Annotated in this window: 25 protein-coding genes; 14 read left to right on the plus strand and 11 right to left on the minus strand. The window is 56.5% G+C overall.

Annotation, left to right across the window (positions count from 1 at the left end; genetic code table 11):
* Positions 1 to 55: 55 nt before the first annotated feature.
* Complete coding sequence (locus JYG33_RS07305; RefSeq protein WP_243430295.1) at positions 56 to 1,099, minus strand: ABC transporter substrate-binding protein; 1,044 nt, start codon at positions 1,097 to 1,099, stop codon at positions 56 to 58.
* Between the two features lie 185 nt (positions 1,100 to 1,284).
* On the opposite strand from JYG33_RS07305, the gene JYG33_RS07310 reads away from it, so the two are divergent.
* Complete coding sequence (locus tag JYG33_RS07310; RefSeq protein WP_207875325.1) at positions 1,285 to 1,566, plus strand: hypothetical protein; 282 nt, start codon at positions 1,285 to 1,287, stop codon at positions 1,564 to 1,566.
* A 71-nt stretch (positions 1,567 to 1,637) separates the two neighbouring features.
* Here the strand turns inward: JYG33_RS07310 and JYG33_RS07315 are convergent, their stop codons facing one another.
* Entirely contained in the window at positions 1,638 to 2,894 is a 1,257-nt protein-coding gene (locus JYG33_RS07315; RefSeq protein ID WP_207875326.1) for a class I SAM-dependent methyltransferase, read from the minus strand.
* Positions 2,895 to 3,226: 332 nt separating this feature from the next.
* Between JYG33_RS07315 and JYG33_RS07320 the strand changes: the two genes are divergently transcribed.
* From JYG33_RS07320 to rpmG, 3 genes are all read left to right on the plus strand, one after another.
* Positions 3,227 to 4,375, plus strand: a complete 1,149-nt coding sequence (locus JYG33_RS07320; RefSeq protein ID WP_207875327.1) for a Bcr/CflA family multidrug efflux MFS transporter — start codon at positions 3,227 to 3,229, stop codon at positions 4,373 to 4,375.
* Between the two features lie 138 nt (positions 4,376 to 4,513).
* Complete coding sequence (gene rpmB, locus JYG33_RS07325) at positions 4,514 to 4,750, plus strand: 50S ribosomal protein L28 (RefSeq protein ID WP_121739234.1); 237 nt, start codon at positions 4,514 to 4,516, stop codon at positions 4,748 to 4,750.
* Positions 4,751 to 4,785: 35 nt separating this feature from the next.
* Positions 4,786 to 4,953 (plus strand): 50S ribosomal protein L33, encoded by a 168-nt coding sequence (gene rpmG, locus JYG33_RS07330; protein ID WP_003802781.1) that lies wholly within the window; start codon positions 4,786 to 4,788, stop codon positions 4,951 to 4,953.
* A gap of 76 nt (positions 4,954 to 5,029) precedes the next feature.
* Here rpmG and JYG33_RS07335 read toward each other — a convergent pair whose 3' ends face one another.
* The 3 genes from JYG33_RS07335 to JYG33_RS07345 all read right to left on the minus strand — a co-directional run bounded on the left by JYG33_RS07335 (position 5,030) and on the right by JYG33_RS07345 (position 6,790).
* On the minus strand, positions 5,030 to 5,596 hold the full coding sequence (locus JYG33_RS07335; RefSeq protein ID WP_243430296.1) for a DinB family protein: 567 nt from the start codon (positions 5,594 to 5,596) through the stop codon (positions 5,030 to 5,032).
* A gap of 114 nt (positions 5,597 to 5,710) precedes the next feature.
* Complete coding sequence (locus JYG33_RS07340) at positions 5,711 to 6,340, minus strand: LysE family translocator (protein WP_207875328.1); 630 nt, start codon at positions 6,338 to 6,340, stop codon at positions 5,711 to 5,713.
* 45 nt (positions 6,341 to 6,385) lie between these two features.
* Positions 6,386 to 6,790 (minus strand): VOC family protein, encoded by a 405-nt coding sequence (locus tag JYG33_RS07345; RefSeq protein WP_207875329.1) that lies wholly within the window; start codon positions 6,788 to 6,790, stop codon positions 6,386 to 6,388.
* Between the two features lie 264 nt (positions 6,791 to 7,054).
* Here JYG33_RS07345 and leuS point away from each other — a divergent pair, with 264 nt between their 5' ends.
* From leuS to JYG33_RS07390, 9 genes are all read left to right on the plus strand, one after another.
* Complete coding sequence (gene leuS / locus JYG33_RS07350) at positions 7,055 to 9,712, plus strand: leucine--tRNA ligase (RefSeq protein ID WP_207875330.1); 2,658 nt, start codon at positions 7,055 to 7,057, stop codon at positions 9,710 to 9,712.
* A gap of 2 nt (positions 9,713 to 9,714) precedes the next feature.
* Positions 9,715 to 10,347 carry an LPS assembly lipoprotein LptE gene (gene lptE / locus JYG33_RS07355; RefSeq protein ID WP_243430297.1) on the plus strand — a complete coding sequence of 211 codons (633 nt, stop codon included), beginning with the start codon at positions 9,715 to 9,717 and terminating at the stop codon, positions 10,345 to 10,347.
* Positions 10,348 to 10,349: 2 nt separating this feature from the next.
* Positions 10,350 to 11,411, plus strand: a complete 1,062-nt coding sequence (holA, locus tag JYG33_RS07360; protein ID WP_207875331.1) for a DNA polymerase III subunit delta — start codon at positions 10,350 to 10,352, stop codon at positions 11,409 to 11,411.
* Between the two features lie 121 nt (positions 11,412 to 11,532).
* A complete protein-coding gene (locus JYG33_RS07365; protein WP_243430341.1) occupies positions 11,533 to 12,774 on the plus strand; it encodes a glutamate-5-semialdehyde dehydrogenase in 1,242 nt (413 codons plus the stop codon).
* A 3-nt stretch (positions 12,775 to 12,777) separates the two neighbouring features.
* The gene (locus tag JYG33_RS07370; RefSeq protein ID WP_035272539.1) at positions 12,778 to 13,194 is read left to right on the plus strand and encodes a CopD family protein; all 417 of its coding nucleotides are present in this window, start codon (positions 12,778 to 12,780) and stop codon (positions 13,192 to 13,194) included.
* A 10-nt stretch (positions 13,195 to 13,204) separates the two neighbouring features.
* Positions 13,205 to 15,811, plus strand: a complete 2,607-nt coding sequence (locus tag JYG33_RS07375; protein WP_207875333.1) for a THUMP domain-containing protein — start codon at positions 13,205 to 13,207, stop codon at positions 15,809 to 15,811.
* Positions 15,812 to 15,961: 150 nt separating this feature from the next.
* Complete coding sequence (locus tag JYG33_RS07380) at positions 15,962 to 16,480, plus strand: RDD family protein (protein WP_207875334.1); 519 nt, start codon at positions 15,962 to 15,964, stop codon at positions 16,478 to 16,480.
* A 43-nt stretch (positions 16,481 to 16,523) separates the two neighbouring features.
* Positions 16,524 to 17,435, plus strand: a complete 912-nt coding sequence (gene hslO, locus JYG33_RS07385; RefSeq protein WP_207875335.1) for an Hsp33 family molecular chaperone HslO — start codon at positions 16,524 to 16,526, stop codon at positions 17,433 to 17,435.
* A gap of 78 nt (positions 17,436 to 17,513) precedes the next feature.
* Complete coding sequence (locus JYG33_RS07390) at positions 17,514 to 18,347, plus strand: hypothetical protein (RefSeq protein WP_207875336.1); 834 nt, start codon at positions 17,514 to 17,516, stop codon at positions 18,345 to 18,347.
* A gap of 129 nt (positions 18,348 to 18,476) precedes the next feature.
* On the opposite strand, the gene ftsB is transcribed toward JYG33_RS07390, so the two are convergent.
* The 4 genes from ftsB to JYG33_RS07410 form a co-directional block, all read right to left on the minus strand.
* Positions 18,477 to 18,782, minus strand: coding sequence for a cell division protein FtsB (ftsB, locus tag JYG33_RS07395; protein ID WP_094197272.1), 306 nt, complete (start codon positions 18,780 to 18,782; stop codon positions 18,477 to 18,479).
* A 45-nt stretch (positions 18,783 to 18,827) separates the two neighbouring features.
* Positions 18,828 to 20,114, minus strand: a complete 1,287-nt coding sequence (gene eno, locus JYG33_RS07400; protein WP_207875337.1) for a phosphopyruvate hydratase — start codon at positions 20,112 to 20,114, stop codon at positions 18,828 to 18,830.
* A gap of 354 nt (positions 20,115 to 20,468) precedes the next feature.
* Positions 20,469 to 20,915: a MarR family transcriptional regulator gene (locus JYG33_RS07405; protein WP_207875338.1), complete on the minus strand. Its 447-nt coding sequence runs from the start codon at positions 20,913 to 20,915 to the stop codon at positions 20,469 to 20,471.
* 2 nt (positions 20,916 to 20,917) lie between these two features.
* Entirely contained in the window at positions 20,918 to 22,486 is a 1,569-nt protein-coding gene (locus JYG33_RS07410; protein ID WP_243430298.1) for an MDR family MFS transporter, read from the minus strand.
* 163 nt (positions 22,487 to 22,649) lie between these two features.
* Between JYG33_RS07410 and JYG33_RS07415 the strand changes: the two genes are divergently transcribed.
* A complete protein-coding gene (locus JYG33_RS07415) occupies positions 22,650 to 23,375 on the plus strand; it encodes an SDR family oxidoreductase (RefSeq protein ID WP_207875340.1) in 726 nt (241 codons plus the stop codon).
* A 132-nt stretch (positions 23,376 to 23,507) separates the two neighbouring features.
* Here JYG33_RS07415 and JYG33_RS07420 read toward each other — a convergent pair whose 3' ends face one another.
* Together JYG33_RS07420 and kdsA are read right to left on the minus strand one after the other, a co-directional pair.
* Positions 23,508 to 23,792, minus strand: coding sequence for a DUF1330 domain-containing protein (locus JYG33_RS07420; protein ID WP_153230618.1), 285 nt, complete (start codon positions 23,790 to 23,792; stop codon positions 23,508 to 23,510).
* Between the two features lie 18 nt (positions 23,793 to 23,810).
* Positions 23,811 to 24,662 carry a 3-deoxy-8-phosphooctulonate synthase gene (kdsA, locus tag JYG33_RS07425; RefSeq protein WP_207875341.1) on the minus strand — a complete coding sequence of 284 codons (852 nt, stop codon included), beginning with the start codon at positions 24,660 to 24,662 and terminating at the stop codon, positions 23,811 to 23,813.
* Positions 24,663 to 24,728 lie beyond the last annotated feature (66 nt).

Here is a 24,728-nt window from a genome sequence, read left to right on the forward strand (position 1 = left end):
CACCCTCACGGGGTGCAGTCATCGAGACCGGCCTCGCCCTACAACAACACGAATACTAAAGAGCGGCTTTTACGCGCTGAGCCACATCCAGCGGCACCCACTTGGACCAGGTGTCCTCGTGCTCTTTCAGGAACCATTGCGCCACATCCTCGGGCTCACCTTCGGTTTTTTCCATATGAGCCATGGTGTCGTTCATCAGCTCCAGAGGCATGCTGACATTAGCCAGGAAAGCCGTCAGCTCAGGAGCCGTTTTGGAGAACTCCGTATTCACGGCAGTAAACACCGGGTTTTCGGGGTAATCGCTAGGCTCGGGATTGGCGCAATTGGGGTCAGTCAGACACCCGTGCTTTTTCTCGTCATAAGCGGGCAGTTCCAGCTTGACCAGATCCATGGAGCCCACCAGCGGTGTGGGGTACCAGTAATAGAACACCACGTTTTCCTTGCGCTGATAGGCAGACGTCAAGGCAGCTTTTTGCGTGGCACCTGTACCGGGCGAGAACAGGGTGTAGGTATCACCCAGTTTCAGGGCATTGAACAGATTGCCGCTGACCACTTCACAACCCCAACCGGCCGGGCAGCCATAGAAGCGGCCTTTACCGGGTTCTTCGGGGTCTTTGAATTCATCTTTGAACTTGGGCAAGTCCGCAGCGGACTTCAGTTCAGGCAGGCGCTCGGCGGTGTAGCGTGGAATGAACCAGGCTTCGCCACCCATATAAATATCGCCAATACGTTTTACATTTCCCTTGGCTTCAGCCTGTTTCCAGGGATCAGCCACACTGTTGAGCCAGATTTCAGTGTTGACATCCAGGTCGCCTCGCTCCAATGCGGCCAGAGCCGGAAGCGTCTCGACCGAGATGACCTCAGTCTTGCAGCCATAACCCTTGTCAGCAATAAAACGCTCGACTTCAGTCAGGACCAGATTCGATTCCCAATTCATGCCGCCAAAGCGGACAGTGCGGTCCAGTTCGCAGGCAACCGGCGTGGCGGCTTGTGCAGCGGACGACAAACCCAGCAAAATGCTGGTCAGCACAGAGGCTTGAATCAGGGGAAAGCGGTGCAAGCGCGACTTGGCACCGGCATGAGGGAAGTATGAAGACATGATGCTCCTCCTTGAGTTACTGGGACGCGTCCTGCATGATCAGTCGGCGCCAAGGCTAAAGGGGTGTGCGGAAGACGATGCTCTTATCGCCAATACATACCTACGTAGAGAGCGAGTGCCAGGCACTCACAAGAAACCCGGGACGATGTAGATGGGCAAAACCCTTTTTTATACCGTCCTGTGCCTTGACCGAAACAAAACGGCTGGGGCTGGGCTACACCGCGCGGGGCGATGATTTGGTGCGAAGAGAACACGCTGTTCAAGCGGTTCCGGATCGAATTGATGAATCTGATAAGGAGGCCATTCTACGGCGCTTTGCAATCAAAAACAAATTATTACCGAGCAAAACCAGTAGAAATCAAAAATATGTCAATGGCGAAAACACAACAAAACCCTTGTTTGGCGTGGTTTTAGCGATTTTACGAACTTTATTTTGTTACCAATTAATTCCCGATGAATCGGCGTAATTAAGAACCAGCCCAGAAAAGACAAATGACAAGGCATAAAAACCTTGTCATTTGTCCTTGGGCCAAGCCGATCAGGATTGGTACATATAGTCCCGCCGCCATGGGTAAACCAGGTCTGGTGCGTAATCCAGCTCCTGCGCCCGCCCGGCACTTTGTGCCTGAGCCAGAACCTGATGCAAGGCAATCCAGCCGTGCTCAAAGCCCATCGCGCAACCCGCCAGATACACCCGGTAAGCACGCAGGGATTTCTGCCCTTGCTCGGAATCCAGCGTTGCCTTGGCCTTGTCCAACTGACTCTCCAAAGCATCACTCCAGGCCCACAGAGTACGCGCGTAGTGAGGGCGCAGATTTTCAATATCCAGGCCTTCCAGACCGCCCTCGGCCAAATGCCGCAGCACATGACTGATATGGGTCAGCTCCCCACCAGGGAAAATGTACTTTTCGATAAAGTCGCCCATGCCCGCACCGAGCTGGCTATTGTCCACCCCCCCGGCGGTAATGCCGTGGTTCAGGATCAAGCCACCAGGCTTGACCAGACGACGCAGCTTGTCAAAGTAAGCGCTAAGCTGAGCGCGGCCTACATGCTCGAACATCCCGACCGAGGCCAGCTTGTCATAAGGCTTGAGTTCGTCCAGCTCACGATAGTCCAGCAGCATCATGCGAGCCCGGCCCGTCAGGCCCTTTTGCTCGATCAGTCCGTTTACATAAGCGTGCTGGTTGCGTGACAAGGTAATGCCCGTCACGTCTACATCGTAATTTTCAGCCGCCCACATCAAGAGACCACCCCACCCTGCCCCCACATCCAGAAAACGCTCGCCTGGCTGCAAACGCAGCTTGCGACAAATGTGGTCCAGCTTGGCTTCCTGAGCCTGGGCCAGCGTCATGTCCGGCTCCCGATAATAGGCGCAGGAATAGACCCGACGCGGGTCCAGCCACAAGGCATAGAAGTCGTCCGACAAGTCGTAGTGAAACTGGATCTGCTTGGCATCCTTCTCCTGGGAGTGACGCCAGACGGAGGTCAGGTGTTTGACAATGGAAGTCAGCCAGCCCGCCTGAGCCGCATCCACCGGGGAGCCCGGCAGGATGTCTGCGGCCAAGTGCATCAAATCCCGCATGGAGCCCTCAAAATCCATGCGCCCTTCTACGTAGGCCTCACCCAACTGCCCGGATTGCCCGGCAGCCAGTTGTGCCAATGTGGCGTTGTCTTTGATGGTCAGATGAACCGAGGCATTGGCCGCCCCGACTTGCTCGCCGTTGGGCAAAGTCAGCCGAATCGGAACACTGAGCTGATCTAATTTGGCCTGAACCATTGATGAAATTGAACTCAACTTCGCCTCCTTGTATGTAAACAAACAAAGATGACAATGTGTCCTGCACATCGACACACTGCCCGTAAGCTGTCAATCCTGTAGCCTACTGCATTCAAGCCCTCAATCCGTTGCGTCAAAGTCACGAATCATGTGCTTCATACCTAAAGCACATAGACCGGAATTGACATTACCCCATGCTAAACTGCCTGCCTTTGGCCCTTTGCATCGGTTTGCATTGATGCGCGGCGCGGGGTAGTCGGTCTAGGCTCACAGTCAGGATCTGCCCCACCTTAATACTTGGCCCGATGACACGCAACCACTCCCCTGCATTTCCTCCCTGGCTCGTTTTGATGGGGCTGCTGACCGCCCTGGGGCCCCTGGCCATCGACATGTACCTGCCCGCCTTCCCGGCAATGGCAGACAGCCTGAACACTTCAGCGGGCATGGTCGAACGCACACTGGCTGGTTTCTTGTTGGGTGTGGGCCTTGCCCAGTTGGTCTATGGCCCCATGGCCGACCGCTTTGGTCGCAAGCCGCCGCTCCTGCTGGGCGTCCTGATTTTCACCGTGGCTTCCTTTTTCTGTGCCCGCGCCAGCGATATTGACGAGCTGACCGTCTGGCGTATCGTGCAAGCCTTTGGTGGTGCCGCAGGCATGGCCATCCCCCGTGCCGTTATCCGCGATCGCTTTGAGACTCGCGAAGCGGCACGCGCCCTGTCCATGCTGATGCTGATCATGGGCGTCATGCCCATTCTGGCACCCCTGATCGGCGGGCAGATTCTGCTCTTTAGCGACTGGCGTGGCATCTTCTTCTTTATGGCAGCTTGCGGTGTGCTGCTGTGGCTGCTGACTTTTTTCACCATGAAAGAGTCCCTGGCCCCTGAACGGGTCTTGCCCTTGCAGCCCAAACTGATTGCACACAATTACAGTGCTCTGCTGCGCGACCGGCCCTTTATGTTTTACTCGCTGGCCGCCGGTTTCAGTTCTGCAGGCATGTTTGCCTATATCGCCGGATCCCCACGCGTCTTTATTGAATTATTTGCCGTGGACCCACGCCATTTCGGTTTTTATTTCGGCGCCAATGCGGCCTGTCTGATTGTGTTCTCCCAAGTCAGCGCCCGTTTACTGAATACCTACAGCCCGCCCACCTTGTTGCGTATCGCACAAGGGCTGCAAGTTATCTTTACTGTGCTGGGTGCCATCCTGACGCTGATTGGCGTGCTGGACCTGACCTGGCTGATGGTGACTCTGATGGGCTTTATGGCTTGCCAGGGCTTTGTGAACCCCAACTCTGCTGCCCTGGCTCTGTCCGAGCAGGGGCATCGTCTGGGAACAGCATCGGCCCTGATGGGAGCATTGCAAATGCTGTGCGGTGCGCTGGCCGGTTTTGCTGTCAGTAGTTGGGCGGCTTCCGATGCTTTGCCATTGACGGCTGTATTAGCCTGTTGCGCTGTCTTATCGTGGCTGTTTGGCCGCAATGCAGCGACAAAAGCACGGTAAAACTTGATCTAAGTGATTTTTCCATATTAGAATAATCTTCTTTCGACCCCAGCTTGGGGTTAACACGATCCTAATTTTACAATCGCCCGCGGCTTTTTCGTTTAGCGGAGGCAGATTTAGATCTCAAGGGGTATGACCATGGCACGCGTATGCCAAGTGACCGGAAAAGGCCCAATGTCGGGCAACAATGTTTCGCACGCCAACAATAAAACAAAGCGTCGCTTCCTGCCAAACCTGCAGTCCCGTCGTTTCTGGGTTGAAAGTGAAAACCGTTGGGTTCGCCTGCGTGTTTCCGCTAATGCTATCCGCACCATCGACAAGAACGGTATCGAATCCGTTCTGGCCGAAATGCGCTCCCGCGGCGAAAAGTTCTAAGCTGCGCTTCTTAAACATTTAACCAGGAGCTCATCATGGCAAAAGGTATACGCGAAAAAATCAAACTCGAATCGTCCGCCGGTACGGGTCACTTCTACACCACCACCAAAAACAAGCGCAACATGCCTGAAAAGATGGTGATCAAGAAATTTGACCCCGTCGTTCGCAAGCACGTCGAGTACAAAGAAACCAAGCTGCGTTAATCCGCAAACCCGCTGCTACAGCGGACTGGTTTTAAAAAAGCCTCTGCCCTGCAGAGGCTTTTTTATTGCCTGTTTATTAGCAAGCTTGATCTCGCAGGAACACCGGCAAATCATTGGACTCCGGTGTAAATGGCACTTGATACATCATGTCGCTGACAAAACCTCGGTGATACGTGCTGTGGTTCACGACATGCAGAATGATTTGTTCGCGCGTCATGGCCCCTTGCCCACCACCCACAAATTCAAAATGAATGACTTTCGCCAAGTCCTGACAGGGCCAGGCCTCCACACAGTCCATGTACCAGCGGTCCATCTCCTGCACAGCCTCCCATAAGTCCGCCAAAGCAGGCGTCTGATCGGTATTGCGCGATGTGTACGCGTGCTTTTTCCCCTGCAGGTGGTGCCTGAAAATATCATCGACCACGTAAATGTGATTCAGGGTGTGCACCATATTGCCAAAGCGGGTAGGTCTAGGCTTTAAGGCTTCGCCTGCAGGCAGCTCCATCACATTCTTGAAGGTCAAGGTATTGGCCCACTGCTTGTAACGCAGCAGCATTCTCAAGGTGTTTGCTACTGACGAGGAAGACCCGGCTTGATCGTCCGTCTGCTTGAGAAGAGAAGGGTCATGAGAAACGGTATTCATGCTTTATTCCTGGTCTGTTATCAAGATTCCCTGCCATTCGCCCATTGCACGCGGGCACCTTCCCCCGATCAACGCTGACAGGCGCACCGACGAGTGCCACAGTAGAGAGCGCGCTTAGTCCGGCGAGCTCAGTAGCTTCAATCCTGCCGCCGCAAATGTTACCGACAGCACACCCTCGATCCAGCGGCGCGCTCTTGCATAGAGCGTAATCATCATGGCTGTTGAAAAGGCAATGGCATAGCTGCTGAACACCATGATGCCCAGCAAGACACAGCCGCCCACAATCATGGCCAAGCCTGCGCCTGCGGTCTCCTGGCCAACTCCCAGCGAGATAATCGCTACCCAGGCCATCAAGGCTTTAGGATTGCCCATATGCATGAGCACACCCTGCCGATACAGTGCGCGGTAGCGCGGCGTCTTGTGCCCCTGACTTTTCCCCACCTGACCAGAGACGGGGCTCATTGCCGACTTGCCCGCCCGAAAAGCCAGGTACAGAAGGTACAGGCCGCCTGCCATCTTCAGAAAGACCAAGGCTTGAACATGCGTCGCCAGCAAAGCAGAAACCCCGCTGGCCGCCAGAATCGCCCAGAACATCGAGCCGGTCACCACCCCGGCGGCCAAAGCCAGCGCAGAGCGACGGCCATCACGCATGGCTGTGCCCATAATGGCCATATTGCTGGGCCCTGGACTGGCGGTGGCAATCAGATAGGTTCCGTAAACAAGTGCAAGCTGGCTGGCGATCATAAGGGCAGACTCCGGAAATCCAACAAATCGTTTGCAAGCGCCACGCTAGGGCAAAAGGTCAGCACGATAAACAAGATGAATCTTGTTGCCATCCGGGTCACGCAGGTAGGCACCGTAATAGCCATTGCCATAATGGGGACGCGGGCCTGGGGCACCCTCATCACGACCACCATGAGCCATACCGCCTTCATAAGCCGTGTGGACGGCTTCTTGCGAAGGAGCCAGAAAGGCCACCATGCTGCCATTACCCACACTGGCCAACTCCCCATCCAGGGGGCTGTAAACGTAAAAACGCGGCAAAACTGCTTGCGTACCCACCCAGCACAAGGCGGCTGGCCCGCCATCGGGCGTGACCATTCGGCGTTTCAAGCCAAGCGGAATCAGGACCGCATCATAAAACTGAGCAGCGCGCTCCAGATCACGCGATCCGACGGTAATGTGGCTAAACATCAAGCTCTCCTGCCTGGCCGTCATCCCGACCAGGTCTCTTGCGCCAAGGAACTGCCGTTAAGCGGCATAAATTCTAACGGTATACCAATTTCGAGCGGCTGGCTGGCTGAATTTTCAGAGACTTTCCACACTCGCCTCGCGGCCCGAACTTCGGCCTGATTCTTCTAGTGACGACACAGCCCACCTTGCAAGCGTCCACATCGACATTTGCCCCGTATAATGGCGGATACTCCTTTACTTCTGTCTAAAACGGTATTGCCACTCATGCAGGAACGTTACAACCCCAGCGAGGTTGAACAACTCGCTCAGCAAAACTGGACCGATCGGGACGCCTATCGTGCCGTCGAAAACGCCACCGCTCCCGATGGCTCGCTCAAACCCAAGTTTTACGCATGCTCCATGCTGCCCTATCCTAGCGGCAAGCTACACATGGGTCACGTGCGCAACTACACCATCAACGACATGATGGCGCGCCAGCTACGCATGCGCGGTTTCAACGTTCTCATGCCCATGGGCTGGGATGCTTTTGGCATGCCCGCTGAAAACGCCGCCATCAAATCGCAAGTCCCACCCGCCAAGTGGACCTACGACAACATCGCTTACATGAAAAAGCAGATGCAGGCGATGGGTCTGGCAATCGACTGGTCGCGCGAAATGTGCGCCTGCGATCCCGAATACTACAAATGGAACCAGTGGCTGTTCCTGAAAATGCTGGAAAAAGGCATTGCCTACCGCAAGACCCAGACCGTGAACTGGGACCCGGTAGACCAAACCGTTCTGGCCAACGAACAGGTTATTGAAGGCCGTGGCTGGCGCTCTGGCGCGCTGGTTGAAAAGCGCGAAATTCCTGGCTACTACCTGCGCATTACCGATTACGCCGAAGAGCTGCTGGACACCGTAAAAACCGGCTTGCCCGGCTGGCCCGAGCGTGTGCGTCTGATGCAGGAAAACTGGATCGGCAAGAGTCAGGGCGTACGCTTTGCCTTCCCTCACGATATTCGTGATGAGCAAGGCCAACTGATTCAGGACGGTCGTCTGTACGTGTTCACCACTCGCGTGGACACCATCATGGGCGTGACCTTCTGTGCTGTTGCCCCTGAACACCCGCTGGCTGCCCTGGCTGCCCGCAGCAATCCCGAGCTGACGGCCTTTATTGAAGAATGCAAGAAAGGCGGCACCACGGAAGCCGATATGGCTACCCGTGAAAAAGAAGGCTTGCCTACCGGCCTGACCGTCAAGCACCCACTGACTGGCGCAGACGTTCCTGTCTGGGTCGGTAACTACGTCTTGATGAGCTACGGCGACGGTGCCGTCATGGGCGTGCCTGCTCACGACGAACGCGACTTCGCCTTTGCTCTGAAATACCAATTGCCTATTCAGCAAGTCATTGGCGTTGAAGGCAAAGACTACGACGCCACCCAATGGCAAGACTGGTACGGCGACAAGCAGCAAGGCCAAACCATCAATTCCGGCAAGTACGACGGCCTGGCACACGTCGCTGCCGTGGATGCGATTGCCGCCGACCTGAACGCCAAAGAACTGGGCGAAAAGCAAACCACCTTCCGTCTGCGCGATTGGGGTATTTCCCGTCAGCGCTACTGGGGCACCCCTATCCCTATCATTCATTGCGATGATTGCGGCCCGGTTCCTGTTCCAGAAAAAGACCTGCCCGTGGTTCTGCCTGAAGAGCTGATTCCCGATGGCAGCGGCAACCCGCTGAACAAGCACGACGCCTTCCTGAAGTGCGCCTGCCCTTCTTGCGGCAAACCTGCCCGTCGTGAAACCGACACCATGGACACATTTGTGGACTCGTCCTGGTACTTCCTGCGCTACACCACGCCTGCGCTGAACGACTCCATGACTGATCCACGCACCGATTACTGGATGCCTATGGATCAGTACATCGGTGGTATCGAACACGCTGTGCTGCACTTGCTGTATGCACGCTTCTGGACCAAAGTCATGCGCGACATGGGCCTGGTCAAGATTGACGAGCCCTTTACCCGCCTGCTGTGCCAGGGCATGGTGCTGAACCACAGCTATACCCGTCGCACGCCACAAGGCGGCATCGAATACTTCTGGCCTGAAAACGTCGAAAACATTTACGACGAAAAAGGCGCGATTGTCGGTGCCCGCTTGAAGAGCGATGGTTTGCCCGTGCAGTACAACGGCATTGGCACCATGTCCAAGTCCAAGAACAACGGCGTGGATCCTCAGTCGTTGATCGACTCGATGGGCGCCGACACCGCCCGCCTGTTCATCATGTTCGCCAGCCCACCCGAGCAAACTCTGGAGTGGTCAGATTCGGGCGTGGACGGAGCCAACCGCTTCCTGCGCCGCCTGTGGTCCTTCTGCTACAACCACGCCGACGCCCTGCGCGCCGGTAATGCCCAGGCGACCGACTGGAGCGATCTGGACGCGGCTGCCAAGCGTACCCGTCTGGAAATCCATTCCCTGCTCAAGCAAGCCAATTACGACTACGAACGTATTCAGTACAACACCGTTGTCTCGGCTTGCATGAAGATGCTCAACACCCTGGAGCAGACTCAGTGGGAAGATACACCTGCCGCGCAACGCGCCCTGGCTGAAACCACCTCCATCCTGTTGCGTGTGCTCTACCCTGTGGTGCCACACATCACCTGGCAGTTGTGGCGTGAGCTGGGCTGGGCCGACGGTCTGGGCGATATGCTGGATGCCCAATGGCCTGAAGTCGATGAGCAAGCCCTGATTGCCGACGAAGTCGAACTGATGCTGCAAGTCAATGGCAAGCTGCGTGGTTCGCTGGTCGTACCTCAGGGAGCGGAAAAAGCCGCCATTGAACAAGCTGCCGCCGAACACGCGGCTGTGCTCAAGTATCTGGAAGGCCGCCCCGCCAAGCGCATCATTGTGGTGCCTGGCAAACTCGTTAACGTCGTAGGTTAATCATGCATTTAGCCCGCCTGTTTCCTTCTGCCTCTCTGTCTGTTCCTGTACTCGGGCCCTGGCGACTGGCGGGCCTGATCATCCTGCTCAGCTTCGTGTTGACGGCCTGCGGCTTTCACCTGAAAGGGGTGGCTCCGCTGCCGTTCAGCACGATCTACACCAATATTTCGGACAACAGCGCCTTTGGTGCGAACCTGCGTCGAACCTTGTCGGCCAGCTCACCCCAAACTCGCTTTGTTGAACGCTCACAAGATGCACAAGCCATTTTGCAGCAGTTGTCCCACAGCCGTAACCAACGCGAAATCTCCATCAACGCCAAAGGCCAGGTGGAAGAATACGAACTGCAACTGAGCTTTGTCTTTGAACTGCTGGATGCCAAGGGCCGGGTTGTTTTACCGCCCACAACGCTGAACGTGATTCGTGAGGTCCCTTACGACGCCGAAGCTGTCCAGGCCAAAGACAGCGAAATTGAAATGATTTTCCGTGACATGGAACAGTCGCTGATCAATCGCATTGTGCGTCGCTTGAGCTCGCCCGATGTAACCAGCGCCTACCATTTCATGAGCAGCCAGCCCGACGCCAGTTCTCTGGAAGACATGGAGCTGCTACCCACTCGACAGCAGGCCCCGCTGTAAACATGGGACGCAGGGCCGACCACGACACCTTGCTGCGCGAACTGGCCACGCCATCCGCAGCTTTCCAACCGCTTTATGTGGTGTCCGGTGACGAGCCCCTTTTGCTGGTTGAAGCCGCCGATGCCGTGCGCGCCCGCGCCCGCCAGGACGGCTTTACCGAACGCAGCAGCTTTACTCTGGATGCCCGCGCAGACTGGTCGCAATTGTTTGCTGTCGCCCAGAACATTTCCTTGTTTGGGGATCAAAAACTGGTTGATGTGAGCATTCCCAGCGGCAAACCCGGCAAACCGGGTGGCGATGCCCTGCAAAAGCTCTGCGAGCTCATCAGCGGCGGGCAAATGGACGGCACCAGCTTTCTGATTCAGCTTCCTCGCCTGGATAAAGCCACGCGCAATAGCAAATGGTGCCAGGCCCTGGAGCAGGCGGCCTACTGGGTCGAGATTCAGCCCATCAACCGCAATTCGCTGGGCGGCTGGATTGCTCATCGATTAAAAGCCCAGGACCAAAGCCTGGAACGCAACAGCCTGGAATGGATGGCCGACAAAGTAGAAGGCAACCTCCTGGCCGCACATCAGGAAATCCAGAAACTGGCCCTGATCTACCCTCCTGGCCAACTCAGCCAGGAAGAACTGGAAAACGCCGTCCTGAACGTGGCACGCTACAGCGTGTTTGATCTGCGCGACTCCATGCTGGCCGGTCAAAGCCAACGCGCCCTGACCGTGCTCGATGGCTTGCAGGCAGAGGGCGAAGCCCTGCCCCTGGTCTTGTGGGCCGTAGGCGAAGAAGTTCGTACCTTGGCTCGCCTGTCGCAGGCGCGTCAGCAAGGACAGGATCTGTCCAACCTGTTTCGCCAGTACCGTATCTTCGGCCCGCGTGAAAAACTGGTACGCCAGGCGCTGGACCGCATCCCACCTCAGAGCTGGCCCGCGTCGGTGCTACATGCCCACGATATAGACCGCCTGATCAAGGGTCTGCACCCCAACGGACGCCAACAGGACCCGTGGGAAGAAATGCGCCGCCTGACCATGCGTATCGCGGTCGCGACACAAGCACCTCGCCGCTAAGCGTCCGATACCCCTTAACTCTTAATTGTTGCGATAATGCTCTCTTGAACCGGAGAGTTACACGGCTATGAACGATATCACCCAGTCCTCTGTCGCCACCCAGGTCGGCGATCTGTCTTCCATGATGCAAGATTTGGGCAAGCGTGCTCAGCTTGCCGCTCGTCGCATGCGCGCCGCTACTGGCAAAGCCAAGGCCGACGCCCTGCGCTATATGGCTGATGCCCTGATTGAGCAAAAAGCCCAATTGCAAGCGGCCAACGAGCTGGACTTGCAAGCAGCGCGTGAACGCCAGATTGCCCCGGCCATGATCGAGCGTCTGGCTTTGTCAGACCGCGCCCTGGAAATCATGACCACAGGCTTGCGTCAAATTGCAGATATGGACGATCCGGTCGGCCAGATCGGTGCCTCGCGCACCCGCCCTAACGGCATGCGTGTGGCCCAGATGCGCGTCCCTTTGGGTGTCATCGGCATCATTTACGAATCCCGCCCCAACGTCACCATTGACGCAGCGGCCCTGTGCCTGAAGTCCGGTAACGCCACCATTTTGCGTGGCGGCAGCGAGGCATTTCACTCCAATCAGGCCTTGGCACAGATTATTTCCAGCAGCCTGGAAAAAGCAGGTTTACCCAAGGACGCCGTGCAAGTGGTGCCCACCACGGACCGCGATGCTGTTGGTCTGCTAGTTACCATGACCGACTACGTGGACGTCATTGTCCCTCGTGGTGGCAAGAGCCTGATCCAACGCCTGAGCGCCGAAGCCACCGTGCCGCTGATCAAGCACCTGGATGGCAACTGCCATATCTATGTGGATGAGTTTGCCGATCTGGAAAAAGCCACACGCATCACCTTTAATGCCAAGACGTATCGTTACGGCATTTGCGGTGCCATGGAAACCTTGTTGGTTCATCGCAGCATTGCTCCCGCCTTTCTGCCTGAAATTACCCGCCAATTACAAGAAAAAGGCGTGGAACTACGCGGTTGTGAGCAGACCCGTGCTCTAATCGCCAACGTGGCACCTGCAAGCGAGGAAGATTGGGAAACCGAATTTGCAGCGGCCATCCTGGCGATCCGCATTGTGGACTCCATGGAGCAAGCCATGGACCATATTGCCCAGTACAGTTCCGAGCACACGGAATCCATCGTGACAGAAAACCTGAGCCTGGCCGAACGCTTCCAGCGTGAAGTGGACTCCAGCTCCGTCATGGTGAACCTGCCTACCTGTTTTGCTGATGGCTTCGAGTACGGCCTGGGTGCAGAAATCGGTATTTCCACCAACCGTCTTCACGCCCGAGGCCCAGTGGGTCTGGAAGGTTTGACGACCTACAAATGGGTCTTGCATGGCAATGGCCAAATGCGTGGTTAAATCATGCTTTGGCTAAAAACATTTCACATCTTGTTTGTGACCTCCTGGTTTGCGGGGCTGTTCTACCTGCCTCGTATCTATGTGAATCTGGCCCAGGAGCAAGATGCCAAGACCTATGAAACGCTCTTGGGCATGGCCCGGCGCCTGTATCGCTTTATGGCCCCTTTGGCCATTTTGACTTTGCTGACAGGCCTGGGATTGTTTTTGTATTACGGCATAGGCAAAGGACAGGGTTGGATGCACGCCAAACTGACCCTAGTTTTGATCCTGTTTGCCTTTCACGGTGTGTGCGGACGCTATCTGCGGCAGTTCCAGCAAGGGCAACAAAGCCGCTCACACGTATTCTTCCGCTGGTTCAATGAAATTCCGGTCATCGTTCTGCTGCTGGTCCTCATCCTGGTGGTTATAAAACCCTTCTAATACCTAATTCATGTCAGACCAATCTGAACGCAAGACCCTAAGCCTGGCTACAGGCCCTAAAAAGAAATCCAGCAATGCGGAACCCCGCGTGCGCTCGGGTGCGCGCGCACGTGCGGCCAGCCTGCAGCAAGACCGCCAAGGCGGCCCAAAACGCGAATCCCGCCCCTACGCAGAAAAGCGTGACCAGGACCGCCGTGAGCGTCCCGCATTCGACCGCAACCGCGAAGGCGGTCGTCCTCAATCGGGCGAGCGTCGTGAGTTCTCCGGTGAACGCCGTGAACGTCCAGCGTTTGACCGCAATCGCGAAGGCCGCCCTCAAGGCGACCGTCCAGCGTTCTCCGGCGAGCGTCGCGAACGTCCAGCATTCGACCGCAACCGCGAAGGCCGCCCTCAAGGCGACCGTCCAGCGTTCTCCGGTGAGCGCCGTGAACGCCCCGCATTCGACCGCAACCGCGAAGGCCGCCCTCAAGGCGACCGTCCAGCGTTCTCCGGCGAGCGCCGTGAACGTCCCGCATTCGACCGCAACCGCGAAAGCCGCCCTCAAGGCGATCGTCCTGCATTCTCCGGCGAGCGTCGCGAACGTCCGGCATTCGACCGCAACCGCGAAGGCCGCCCTCAAGGCGATCGTCCTGCATTCTCCGGTGAGCGTCGCGAACGTCCGGCATTCGACCGCAACCGCGAAGGCCGCCCTCAAGGCGACCGTCCAGCGTTCTCCGGCGAGCGCCGTGAACGTCCCGCATTCGACCGCAATCGTGAAGGCGGCCGTCCACAATCGGGCGAACGTCGTGAGTTCTCCGGTGAACGTCGTGAGCGTCCCGCTTTCGACCGCAACCGTGAAGGTGGCCGTCCACAATCGGGCGAACGTCGCGAATTCTCCGGTGAGCGTCGTGAGCGTCCTGCATTCGACCGCAACCGCGAAGGCGGCCGTCCACAATCCGGCGAGCGTCGCGAATTCTCCGGCGAACGCCGTGAGCGTCCCGCTTTCGACCGCAACCGTGAAGGTGGCCGTCCACAATCGGGCGAACGTCGCGAATTCTCCGGTGAGCGTCGCGAGCGTCCTGCATTCGACCGCAACCGCGAAGGCGGCCGTCCTCAGTCGGGCGAACGTCGCGAATTCTCCGGCGAACGCCGTGAGCGCCCTAGCTTTGATCGCAACCGCGACAGCCGCCCTCAAACTGGAGAACGCCGTAATTTCTCTGGTGAGCGCCGCGAACGCCCTGCGTTCAAAGGTGACAGCGAATCTTCGGACCGTACCCCTGCCGGAAAAATGCCTAGTGGCTTGTTCAAGCCCGCTGGTGATTCGGATGCCTTTCCGCAGTACGTGTCTCCTATCCAGCGTGTAGACAGCCCCCAGGCCCCCAAGCCTGGTCAGCGCCTGCCCGACAGCACGATCGAAGAAAACGAGCGTGTTCAGGTCAAGGCCTTGCAAGGCGAGCGCTACCGTCTGTTTGCTCCCTGCCCTCAAGGACTGGAGGAAGCACTGTCTTTGGAACTGCAAGCTCTGGGTTACGAAAACGTGCAAACAGGCCGTGCTGGCTGCCACTTTGACGCAGACTGGATCGGCGTCATGCGTGCCAACCTGTCCTCGCGACTGGCCACACGCATTTTGCTGGAAGTCTCGCACGCACCAGTCAGCAACGAAGAAGACATTCTGGCCCTGGCCCGTGTCACTCCGTGGGAACGCTGGTTTGGCCCTGAGCAAACACTGCGTGTCGATACGTCGGCCGTACGCAGCCCGATGCAAAGCCTGCAGTACTGCAATCTGCGTGCCAAAGACGGGATTTGTGATCGCCTGCGCGATCTGGAAGGCGCTCGTCCTTCTATCGATACCGTGCGCCCTGACGCCAAAGTCCATCTGTTCCTGGACGAGACCAGTGCTACCTTCTATCTGGACACCAGTGGCGAGTCTCTGTTCAAGCGCGGCTGGCGTCACGACAAGGGCGATGCGCCTTTGCGTGAAAACCTGGCGGCTGGCCTGCTGGCCCTGTCCGGCTGGGACCCGACCAAGCCTTTGATCGATCCTTTCTGCGGTAGCGGCACCATTCTGATTGAAGCGGCCTGGATGGCACTGGGAGCCCCTCCCGGTATCTGGCGTCCATTCCACTTTGAGCGCCTGCGCTGCCACGATCAGCGTTTGTGGCGCGATATCAAAGACGAAGCGCGTTCATTGATCGCCCCACGTCTGGATACACCTCTGATCGGTTACGACATCAACCCCGCCGTTCTGGATGCCGCTCGTTCCAACCTGGAGCGCTCGCACCTGACGCTGGAGACGATTCGTTTTGAGCAAGGCGACGCGCTGAAGATTCGCCCCGAAACAGAAGCGGGCTGGATTGTGACCAACCCGCCCTACGGCGAGCGTCTGGAACATCAGGACGAGGACTTCTGGCCAAGCTGGGCCAGCAACCTCAAGCAAAACTTCGCCAACTGGAGTGTGAATATGATCAGCAGCGATCTGGAGCTGCCACGTCATATGCGCCTCAAGCCCAAGCGTCGTTTCCCGCTGTACAACGGTGCGCTGGATTGCCGCCTGTTCTGCTTTGACATGGTTCCGGCCAGTTATCGCAATAACGAAGCGGCCCCGGACGCCAGCGAAGACGCTACCAGCGCCGAATAAGCGTTAAACCGTCTTGCGCATGCCCACAAGGGCCAAGTCCATCTCAATGGCTTGGCCCTTGTTTATTGGGATAGGCACCCCATATAAGCAGCATTCCGTTAGGCAGCGATATACGCGATAATGGAAGTCTTCCCTGTCTCAAGACGCACAATGACACCCTCTTTCACTACTCCTGGCCGCTGGCGACGCTTTGCCTGCATGATGTACGAATCCATCCTGCTGTTCGGCGTTATTTTTACCACCGGCTATCTGTTTGATACCTTGACCCAAAGCCGTAGCGGCCTGGATCTGCGTCATGTGCGTCAGGTCGTTCTGTTTATTGCGCTGGGGATTTATTTTGTGCTGTGCTGGCGTAAAGTCGGCCAGACCTTGCCCATGAAGACCTGGCACATGCGTCTGGTTAATGAGCAAGGCCAGATTCCTGCCCTGCGCACCTTGCTGCTGCGTTATATTTTGCTATGGCCCTTGCCCTTGATGGGTGCCTTGCTGGTTCAGCTTCTGTCTGTCTACACAGGCTATGCGTCCACGGACCTTCTTATCGTGTTTACGCCTTTTCTGAACTTTATCTGGACCTGGTTCGACAAAGACCAGCAGTTCCTGCACGACCGTCTTAGCAAGACTCGTCTGATCGATGCACGCCCTACTCGTGTTACGTCGGCAGCCACCTGAACAGACACGCTGCCTCTTCATTTTTTAGTAGTACAACAAAGTCATGACCGACATTTTAAAAAAATACCTGTTTGCCGACCAAAGCACACGAGCCCAGATGGTTCACCTGGAGCAAGCCTGGCAAATGGGGCTGGAACACCAGCACTACCCAGCCTGCATCCGCGACTTGTTGGGCGAACTGGTTGCTGCCTCCGTGCTGCTGGCGGGCAACCTTAAATTTGACGGCTCCCTGATTCTGCAAATTCAAGGCGATGGCCCCATCGCCTTGCTGGTCGTGGAATGCACATCGGACATGGATATACGCGCAACCGTTTCTCTGCGTGAAAACCATCCTGTGCCCCAAACCGGCACACTTCAAACCCTGCTGAACCCACAAGGCCAAGGTCGCTTTACCGTGGTGTTGGCTCCACGCCAAAGTAGCAAGGACTTCCGCCCCTATCAGGGCGTGGTTCCACTAGAAGGCGAAACCGTGGCCGAAGTTCTGCAAACCTATATGCGCACCTCTGAGCAGCTAGACACCCATCTGTGGCTGGCGGCAGACGAGAACCGCTGCGCAGGCCTGCTGCTGCAACGCATCCCGCCACAAGGTGGTCACAATCTGGCTCAAAACCTGGATACCTGGGAACGTGCCTTGGCCCTAGGCTCCACCGTTCAAAGCCAGGAGCTGCTGCAACTGGATAGCGACACCCTGATTCACCGCCTGTTCTGGGAAGAAGACCTGCAAGTCTTTGAACCTCAGGCTGTGCGCTGGCATTGCCCCTGTTCCCGTCAACGAGTCAGCAATATGCTGCGCATGCTGGGCCGGGAAGAAATTGAGCAAATGCTGGCAGAACAAGACACGGTCAATGTGTCCTGCAACTTCTGCGGCAAGCCTTATCAGTACGATGCCATTGACTGCGCCTCCCTTTTTGTCGACAAGGGCGATACCCAGCCCGGTGACGACACACTGCACTAAGGCAATTAGCTAAGGGCGAATACGCGGGTACAAGCCCTTCTACCCGCCTGAACCGCACACAGCCATGATGGAGACATCATGGCTGATTTTTCTGGTACTCCCCATCTGCAATCTGGCTTGGCAGACTCCCATATTCTGGGGGCTCTGCTGGCTATCCTCCTGCTGAGCTTTCTGGCGCTGGATGTGCTCACCCTGTACTCACTACGGGTACGCCTGCAGCACAGTTTGCTGCAGGCCGCCCGTCAGGCCAGCGTGCATCAGGCACGACCTGAAACCATCGCCCAGACATTCAGCCAGGGCTTGGCTGCCGCCAAAGTGCCGCGCCACGATCAATGGCAAATACAGATTGTGTCGCCCTCCTCCCAGGCCTTTGCCTGGCATGGCAGGCCCTCGTCTCAGCACGAAGGACGGCCCGCCATTACCCAGGGCTGGCAAGCCTTGCAAGCCGAGCAGGCAGACCGCAACAGCCCCAGCATCTACCAGGCGAACACGCTACATCTGTACCTGGTGTATGCCCATCAGGCTGGACCACTATCCTTGATGCGTTTGATGCCCCAGCTTCCAGCTAGCGTAGCGAATCCCCTGAACTCTGCAGTCGTTTGGCTACGCCTGGAAATCAAGCACCCCATGCAGTCCGATGCCGTGCAATGGGATGATTTACCGGATGGCCGGGTGATCTATGCCCGGCAGACAGAAGATCAGGCTGCCCTGGCTGTCTCTCAAGCAGATTGGCCTGCTCCCCTGGACTCTCCGGACCTGCCTTCCCTAAGTGGAAACGCCCCCCTTCCAACCTGGGATGGCAAGACACAAGAACCACAGGACGGCTTGGTGCCACCCAACCCCGCTGACACTGTGCCAGACGAAGGAAATGGCGCCCCAGACTCCCATACCCCTAATCCAGCCTGCTACTGATGCCAAATACTAGCCACAGAAAACAGCAGGCACGGCCAAGCCCGGATAATTCATCCATCAATAAAAAGGGGAAAAATCAGAAATGAACCGGCTAGCTTGCCGTTTCCATAGCGCCTTGCGCGCTACTTCTTAACGTGGGCTGGCTGTCGTAGCAGCCGAACCACCGGGAGGCACAATCTGCACGAAGATCTCGCCTTCACGCATCATGCCGAACTCGCTACGAGCACGCTCTTCAACGGCGTGAGTCCCTGAACGCAAATCCTGAACTTCGGCCAGCAAGGCGTTGTTACGCGCCGTCAGGGCTTCATTGGTTTCTTTTTGCGCGACCAGCTTGGTCTGCATTTGCCGTACATCCAGCCAACCGCCTTTGCCCCACCATAAAGCGTAATGGGTTACCAGGGTCAAACAGAGCAGGAGCAGGACGATAAGGCGCATGGTGGCGTAAGAACCGGGTCTCTCGACCCGGTTCATCAAACAGAATTAGCGCAGATTATAGAACGCTTCGCGACCTGGGAAGGTAGCAACTTCTGCCAATTCTTCTTCAATACGCAACAACTGGTTGTACTTGGCCATACGATCGGAGCGGGACAGGGAGCCCGTTTTGATCTGCATGGCGTTCGTCGCCACAGCGATGTCCGCAATAGTGGAGTCTTCGGTTTCGCCCGAACGGTGCGAAATCACAGCGGTGTAACCGGCACGTTTGGCCATTTCGATGGCAGCAAAGGTTTCGGTCAGGGTGCCGATCTGGTTGATCTTGATCAGAATGGAGTTACCGATACCCAGTTCGATACCCTTCTTCAGGATCTTGGTGTTGGTCACAAACAAATCGTCACCAACCAACTGGATCTTGTCGCCCAGTTGCTGGCTCAGAATGCGCCAGCCGTCCCAATCGTCTTCGGCCATGCCGTCTTCGATGGAGATGATGGGGTACTTGTCGCACCAGTTAGCCAACAGATTGGCAAAGTCTTGCGAGCTCAGGGACACGCCGCCTTCGCCAGCCAGGTGGTATTTACCGTCGCGGTAGAACTCGGAAGCCGCGCAGTCCAGGGCCAGAGCGATCTGGGTGCCGGGCTCGTAACCAGCCTGTTCGATAGCACGCAGGATCAGTTCAATAGCCGCTTCGTGGTTGGCCACGTTAGGAGCAAAACCACCCTCGTCGCCCACAGCGGTGGACATGCCTTGATCGTGAATCAGGCCTTTCAGGGTGTGGAACACTTCTGCACCCATACGCAGCGATTCGCGAAAGCTCTTGGCGCCCACGGGCATGATCATGAACTCTTGCAGATCCAGGGTGTTGTTGGCGTGTGCACCACCGTTGATGACGTTCATCATCGGTACAGGCATGGCCATGGCACCACTGCCACCGAAGTAGCGGTACAGGGACAGACCCGAATCATCAGCAGCGGCACGGGCCACAGCCATACTGGCAGCCAGCATGGCGTTAGCGCCCAGGCGGCTCTTGTCTTCGGTACCGTCCAGCTCGATCAGGGTGCGATCGATAAAGGTTTGTTCTTGAGCATCCAAGCCCATCAAGGCTTCGGAGATTTCGGTGTTCAGGTTTTCGACCGCGCGCAGCACACCTTTGCCCAGGTAACGGCTCTTGTCACCATCACGCAGTTCCAACGCTTCGCGAGCGCCAGTGGATGCACCAGATGGAACGGATGCACGCCCCATAGCGCCCGATTCGAGCAATACATCACACTCCACCGTTGGATTACCACGGGAGTCCAGAATCTCGCGGCCAATAATATCTACGATTGCACTCATGATTTTGACAGTCCTGCCTGAAGTAGCATTAAGCTAGATAAGTTAAACAATCCTGCTGCCGGGCGTATCACCGTAAACCGGTCTGAAGACGGGCTTGAAAAGGTGCTTGGCCTGGAAGTCGAAAAGATCAGCAAGCGCGACAGCTATAGTGCAATCAGCGCCCCCTGCCCTCCTGCTAAAACAGGATTGTACCTGCCCATGACACAGCCGTGCCATGTCTGGTTTCGAAAGCTGGAAAAAAGCCTGGATTCAAGCCCTTGCCCCCTTCCTGATCGAAACCGGCACGTCTTTATTATCACCAGAAATTCCGAGACTAGGCGGCGTCTCTGTAAATACAAAAAGTACCGATACGTCTCAAAGTAAATCTTTGTCGCCTGCCTTTAACAGCGCACTTTCCCAATTGCCCAGCAAGGTAATCAACTGCGACAAGTCCTGATCGGAGAAGTCCTGCAACATGGCCTCGACCAGACGGCGGCGGCGCGGCAAGGTGGCCTCGACCAGCTCACGACCCGCAGGGCTCAGGCGCACATTGGTCAGCCGGTTGTCCTGCTCATCGGTGAAGCGTTCGATCAAGCCCAAAGACTCGATGCTTTTAAGCTGGCGCGTCACCGCAGCCGGATCAATGCGCAATAAACGCACCAACTGCTTTTGAGACAGGCAGCCATCCTCTTGATGCAAACAGATCAGGACACGCCAGCGCGGTAAGGGCATGCCCAATTGCTGGTCAAACGCCGCCATCAAGCTGCGATACGTGCGCCCCAACTGCTGAGCCGCTTGAAGTTGTGGAAATTCATTCATCATGTTCAAGACTGTTCTTGACGATTAAATCGTATGGGCGGCACTTTGCGTACCCAATAAAAACACCAGACTATCAACAGCAAGGTAATGGCCATACCCATATTGACGGCATGCGCCAGGGCGTCGCGGGCCAGGCCCAGATACATCTGCCCGTCTTGTCCTGCCTGTTCCAGAAACTGCGTCTGCTGGCTCACACTCATCAGCACTTGCGGGTCTTGCAGGGAGTGGACCAGAGTAGAGGGCAAGGCCGTTAATTGCGTGCGGATGGCTTCACCGTACTGGTAGTTGATCAGGGTGCCAACGACCGCGGTACCCAACATGCCACCCACCATGCGCATGGACTGTAGCATGGCCGTGGCAATACCCAGCATGGAGCGCTCTACAATTTCCTGCGCAAAAACGGTCAGATTCGGCATGATGCAGCCTATGCCCGTCCCGGCCAGCGTGGCATACATCACAAAGTGCCAATACGGATCGGTTTTCTTGATGAACACCATGCCCAGGCAGGCAATCCCCAGCAGTATCAGCCCCAGATACAGCATGCGATTGGGGTGGCGCAGTCGCGTAATAGTACGGCCATTAATAATACTGCCCACGGTAATGAATACCACCAGGGGCGTAATCAATAAACCGGCTGTTTGCGGGCGCAGGCCATAGCCACCTTGCAGCAATAAAGGCGCATAGAACAACAGCCCAAACAAGATGAAGCCCAAGCCAGCCGACAGAATCAACAAGGACAACTGGGCAGGACTGCTGAACAGGACCAGCGGCAAGAGCGGTTCGTCGACACGACGCTCCCAGGCCACCAGCAGAACAAAAGCCCCCAGACTGCACAATCCCAGCAAGACCATCACATAGCTGCCGCCGTATTGAGGCAACAACTCTACCAAGAGCTGAATACACGCCAGGCCCACCATGAGCAAAAAGGCACCCAGCCAATCCAGACGCACCTTGGTCTGACGAAAATGGCGAATCTGCGGCAAGTAACGATAAACAAAATACAGGCTCAGCAAACCAACAGGCAAATTCACATAGAACACCGAGCGCCAGCCGTAGTGTTCCGTCAGAATCCCACCCAGAAACGGCCCCACGCCATTGGCGATACCAAATGAGGCACTGAGCATGACCTGCCAGCGCAAGCGCACACGCGGATCAGGAAACAGATCGGGCACACAGGCGAAAGCCGTACCTACCAGCATGCCCCCGGCAATCCCTTGCAAAGCGCGGGCCAGAACCAGTTGCAACATGCTTTGCGACATGCCGCACAGCACAGACGCCAAGGTAAACAAGACAATGGACACCAGCACAAAACGGCGGCGGCCGTAGAAATCCCCCAGGCGGCCGAAGATAGGCACAGTAATCACCGAGGTCAGCAAATACGCGGTTGCGACCCAGGCATACAGTTCAAAGCCGTGAAGCTCGGACACAATTGTCGGCAAGGCGGTCCCCACCACTGTCTGATCGATCGCCACCAACATCACCACAAAGCACAAACCCATCATCGCCAGAATGGATTCTGTAACGGATAAAACGCGCCCCGGTGTCTTTTGCGGTGTTTCTGAGAGGTTTACCATTTTCATTGACCATGCAATTATTGCCTAGTCAATCATTTTACGAGAGCGATAAAAACCTGACAAGCACTGCCTGAATCAAACCCTGACCCGCTATCCCGGTACACAATAGCGATCATCCGGAAAGCTTGGCTTTCCAAACGAATCTGCCCCACAGGAAAAACGTATGAATATCATGATTGTTGGTGCCAGCATGGGTCTGGGACGCGCCTTGATGGACGGCTTGGCCCAGGATGGCAACACACTGTATGGCGTGGCCAGACGGCCACCTAGCTCCTTGGGCAGCTCTCTAAGACCGGATCCCAGCTCCAATCAGCACTGGATATGCGCCGATTTGTCCCAACCGGACACCGCCAGCCAATTGGCAGCCGCCTGCCCGGACTCGCTGGACGTACTGGTCTACAACCTGGGGATTTGGGAAGACACGGCATTCAGTGATGAATACGATTTTCTGTCACAAAGCGATCAGGCCATTCGCCGTCTGGTCGACGTGAATCTGACTGGGGCCTTGTTGGTCATACGTCACTTGCTGCCCCATTTATTGCGCAGCAAACAGCCTCGCTTGATTCTGACGGGGTCGACCTCGGGTCTGCGTCAAAGCGGACGACCAGAAGTCGCTTTTGGCGCGACGAAATTTGCCTTGAATGGTTTGGCTGACAGCCTGCGCGAAGGCTATAGAGATCAAGGGCTGGCAGTAAGCTGCCTGCAACTGGGCTATCTGAATACAGAAGATGGCCTGGATGTTCCCTTGCACACGGCGGCTGAACGGGATCAGGGCGAGACCATCCCGGTCCATGACGTGCTCACCATTGTGCGCAGCCTGCTGCAACTGTCTCCGGCCAGTTTTATACGCGAGCTGATCCTGCCTGCCCTGCGTGATCCACGCTTCTAAACATCAAAACAAGCGGATCCCGTTCCTGAGATATTGAACAAAAAGCTTGGACTCTATACCTGGGCCCCATAAAAAAAGGGAGTGTTTTCACACTCCCTTTTTTCTGCCTGACTGCGTGGTATAGCCCGCTTTTTACAGACCTTGCACCACGTACATGGTCATTTTGGCAGCGCCTTCACGTGCTTTACGGGCACGACGGTATTCCTCGGAATCGTGGAAAGCCTGAGCCTGTTCCAATGTGTCGAACTCCATCACCACGGTACGCAAAGGCGCATTGCCTTCCAGAGTGACCGTTTCACCGCCACGCACCAACACTTTCACGTTGTGGGTTTTCATGGCGATGCTGGAAAACTCCTGGTACTGCTTGTACTGCTCGGGGTTGGTAACTTCGACATTAGCAATCAAAAATGCGGACATAGTGTCTCCAAACTACGTTTAATAGCCGTGCTGCAAGGCACCGCTGTTTTTAACAATCGAATCGATCTGTTGCAGTGTCCGCAGCAAATCTGCCATCTGCGACAGAGGGACAGCATTCGGGCCGTCAGACAAGGCCTTGTCCGGATCAGGGTGGGTTTCCATGAACACGCCCGACACACCCGCTGCGACAGCAGCACGCGCCAGAACAGGCACAAATTCACGCTGACCACCCGATGTCGTGCCCTGCCCGCCTGGCAACTGCACCGAGTGCGTGGCATCAAACACGACCGGGCAATCCGTTGCACGCATGATCGCCAAGGAGCGCATGTCGGACACCAGATTGTTGTAGCCAAAGGAAGCACCACGCTCACACACCATGATGGTGGAGCCATCCCCGCCCATTTCCATCGCCGCTGCACGGGCCTTTGCCACCACCTGCACCATATCCTGAGGAGCCAGGAACTGGCCCTTCTTGATATTCACGGGTTTCAGGGTAGCGGCACAAGCCTGGATAAAGTCGGTCTGACGGCACAGAAAAGCGGGTGTTTGCAGCACATCCACGACGGCAGCCACATCATCAACCTGATCTTTATCATGCACATCGGTCAGAACCGGCACTTTGTAGTGCGAGCGCACATCCGCCAGAATTTGCAGACCTTCCGCCATGCCGGGACCTCGGTACGACTTGTCCGAACTCCGGTTGGCCTTGTCAAACGAGCTTTTGTAGATAAAGGGGATACCCAGGGCCGAGGTAATCTCGGCAAGTTGACCCGCTGTATCAAACGCCATTTGACGCGATTCAATCACACAAGGGCCAGCGATCAGAAAAAAGGGCCGATCCAGGCCAACGTCGTAACCGCATAAATCCATAATAGACCTCGTTTCAGTATTGCTGCATTCTCCCACATTCCTGACGGCGATGCTGCACTGCAGTGC

Origin of the sequence: Alcaligenes sp. SORT26, assembly GCF_017377875.1 — a bacterium.
Classification (GTDB): domain Bacteria; phylum Pseudomonadota; class Gammaproteobacteria; order Burkholderiales; family Burkholderiaceae_B; genus Alcaligenes; species Alcaligenes parafaecalis.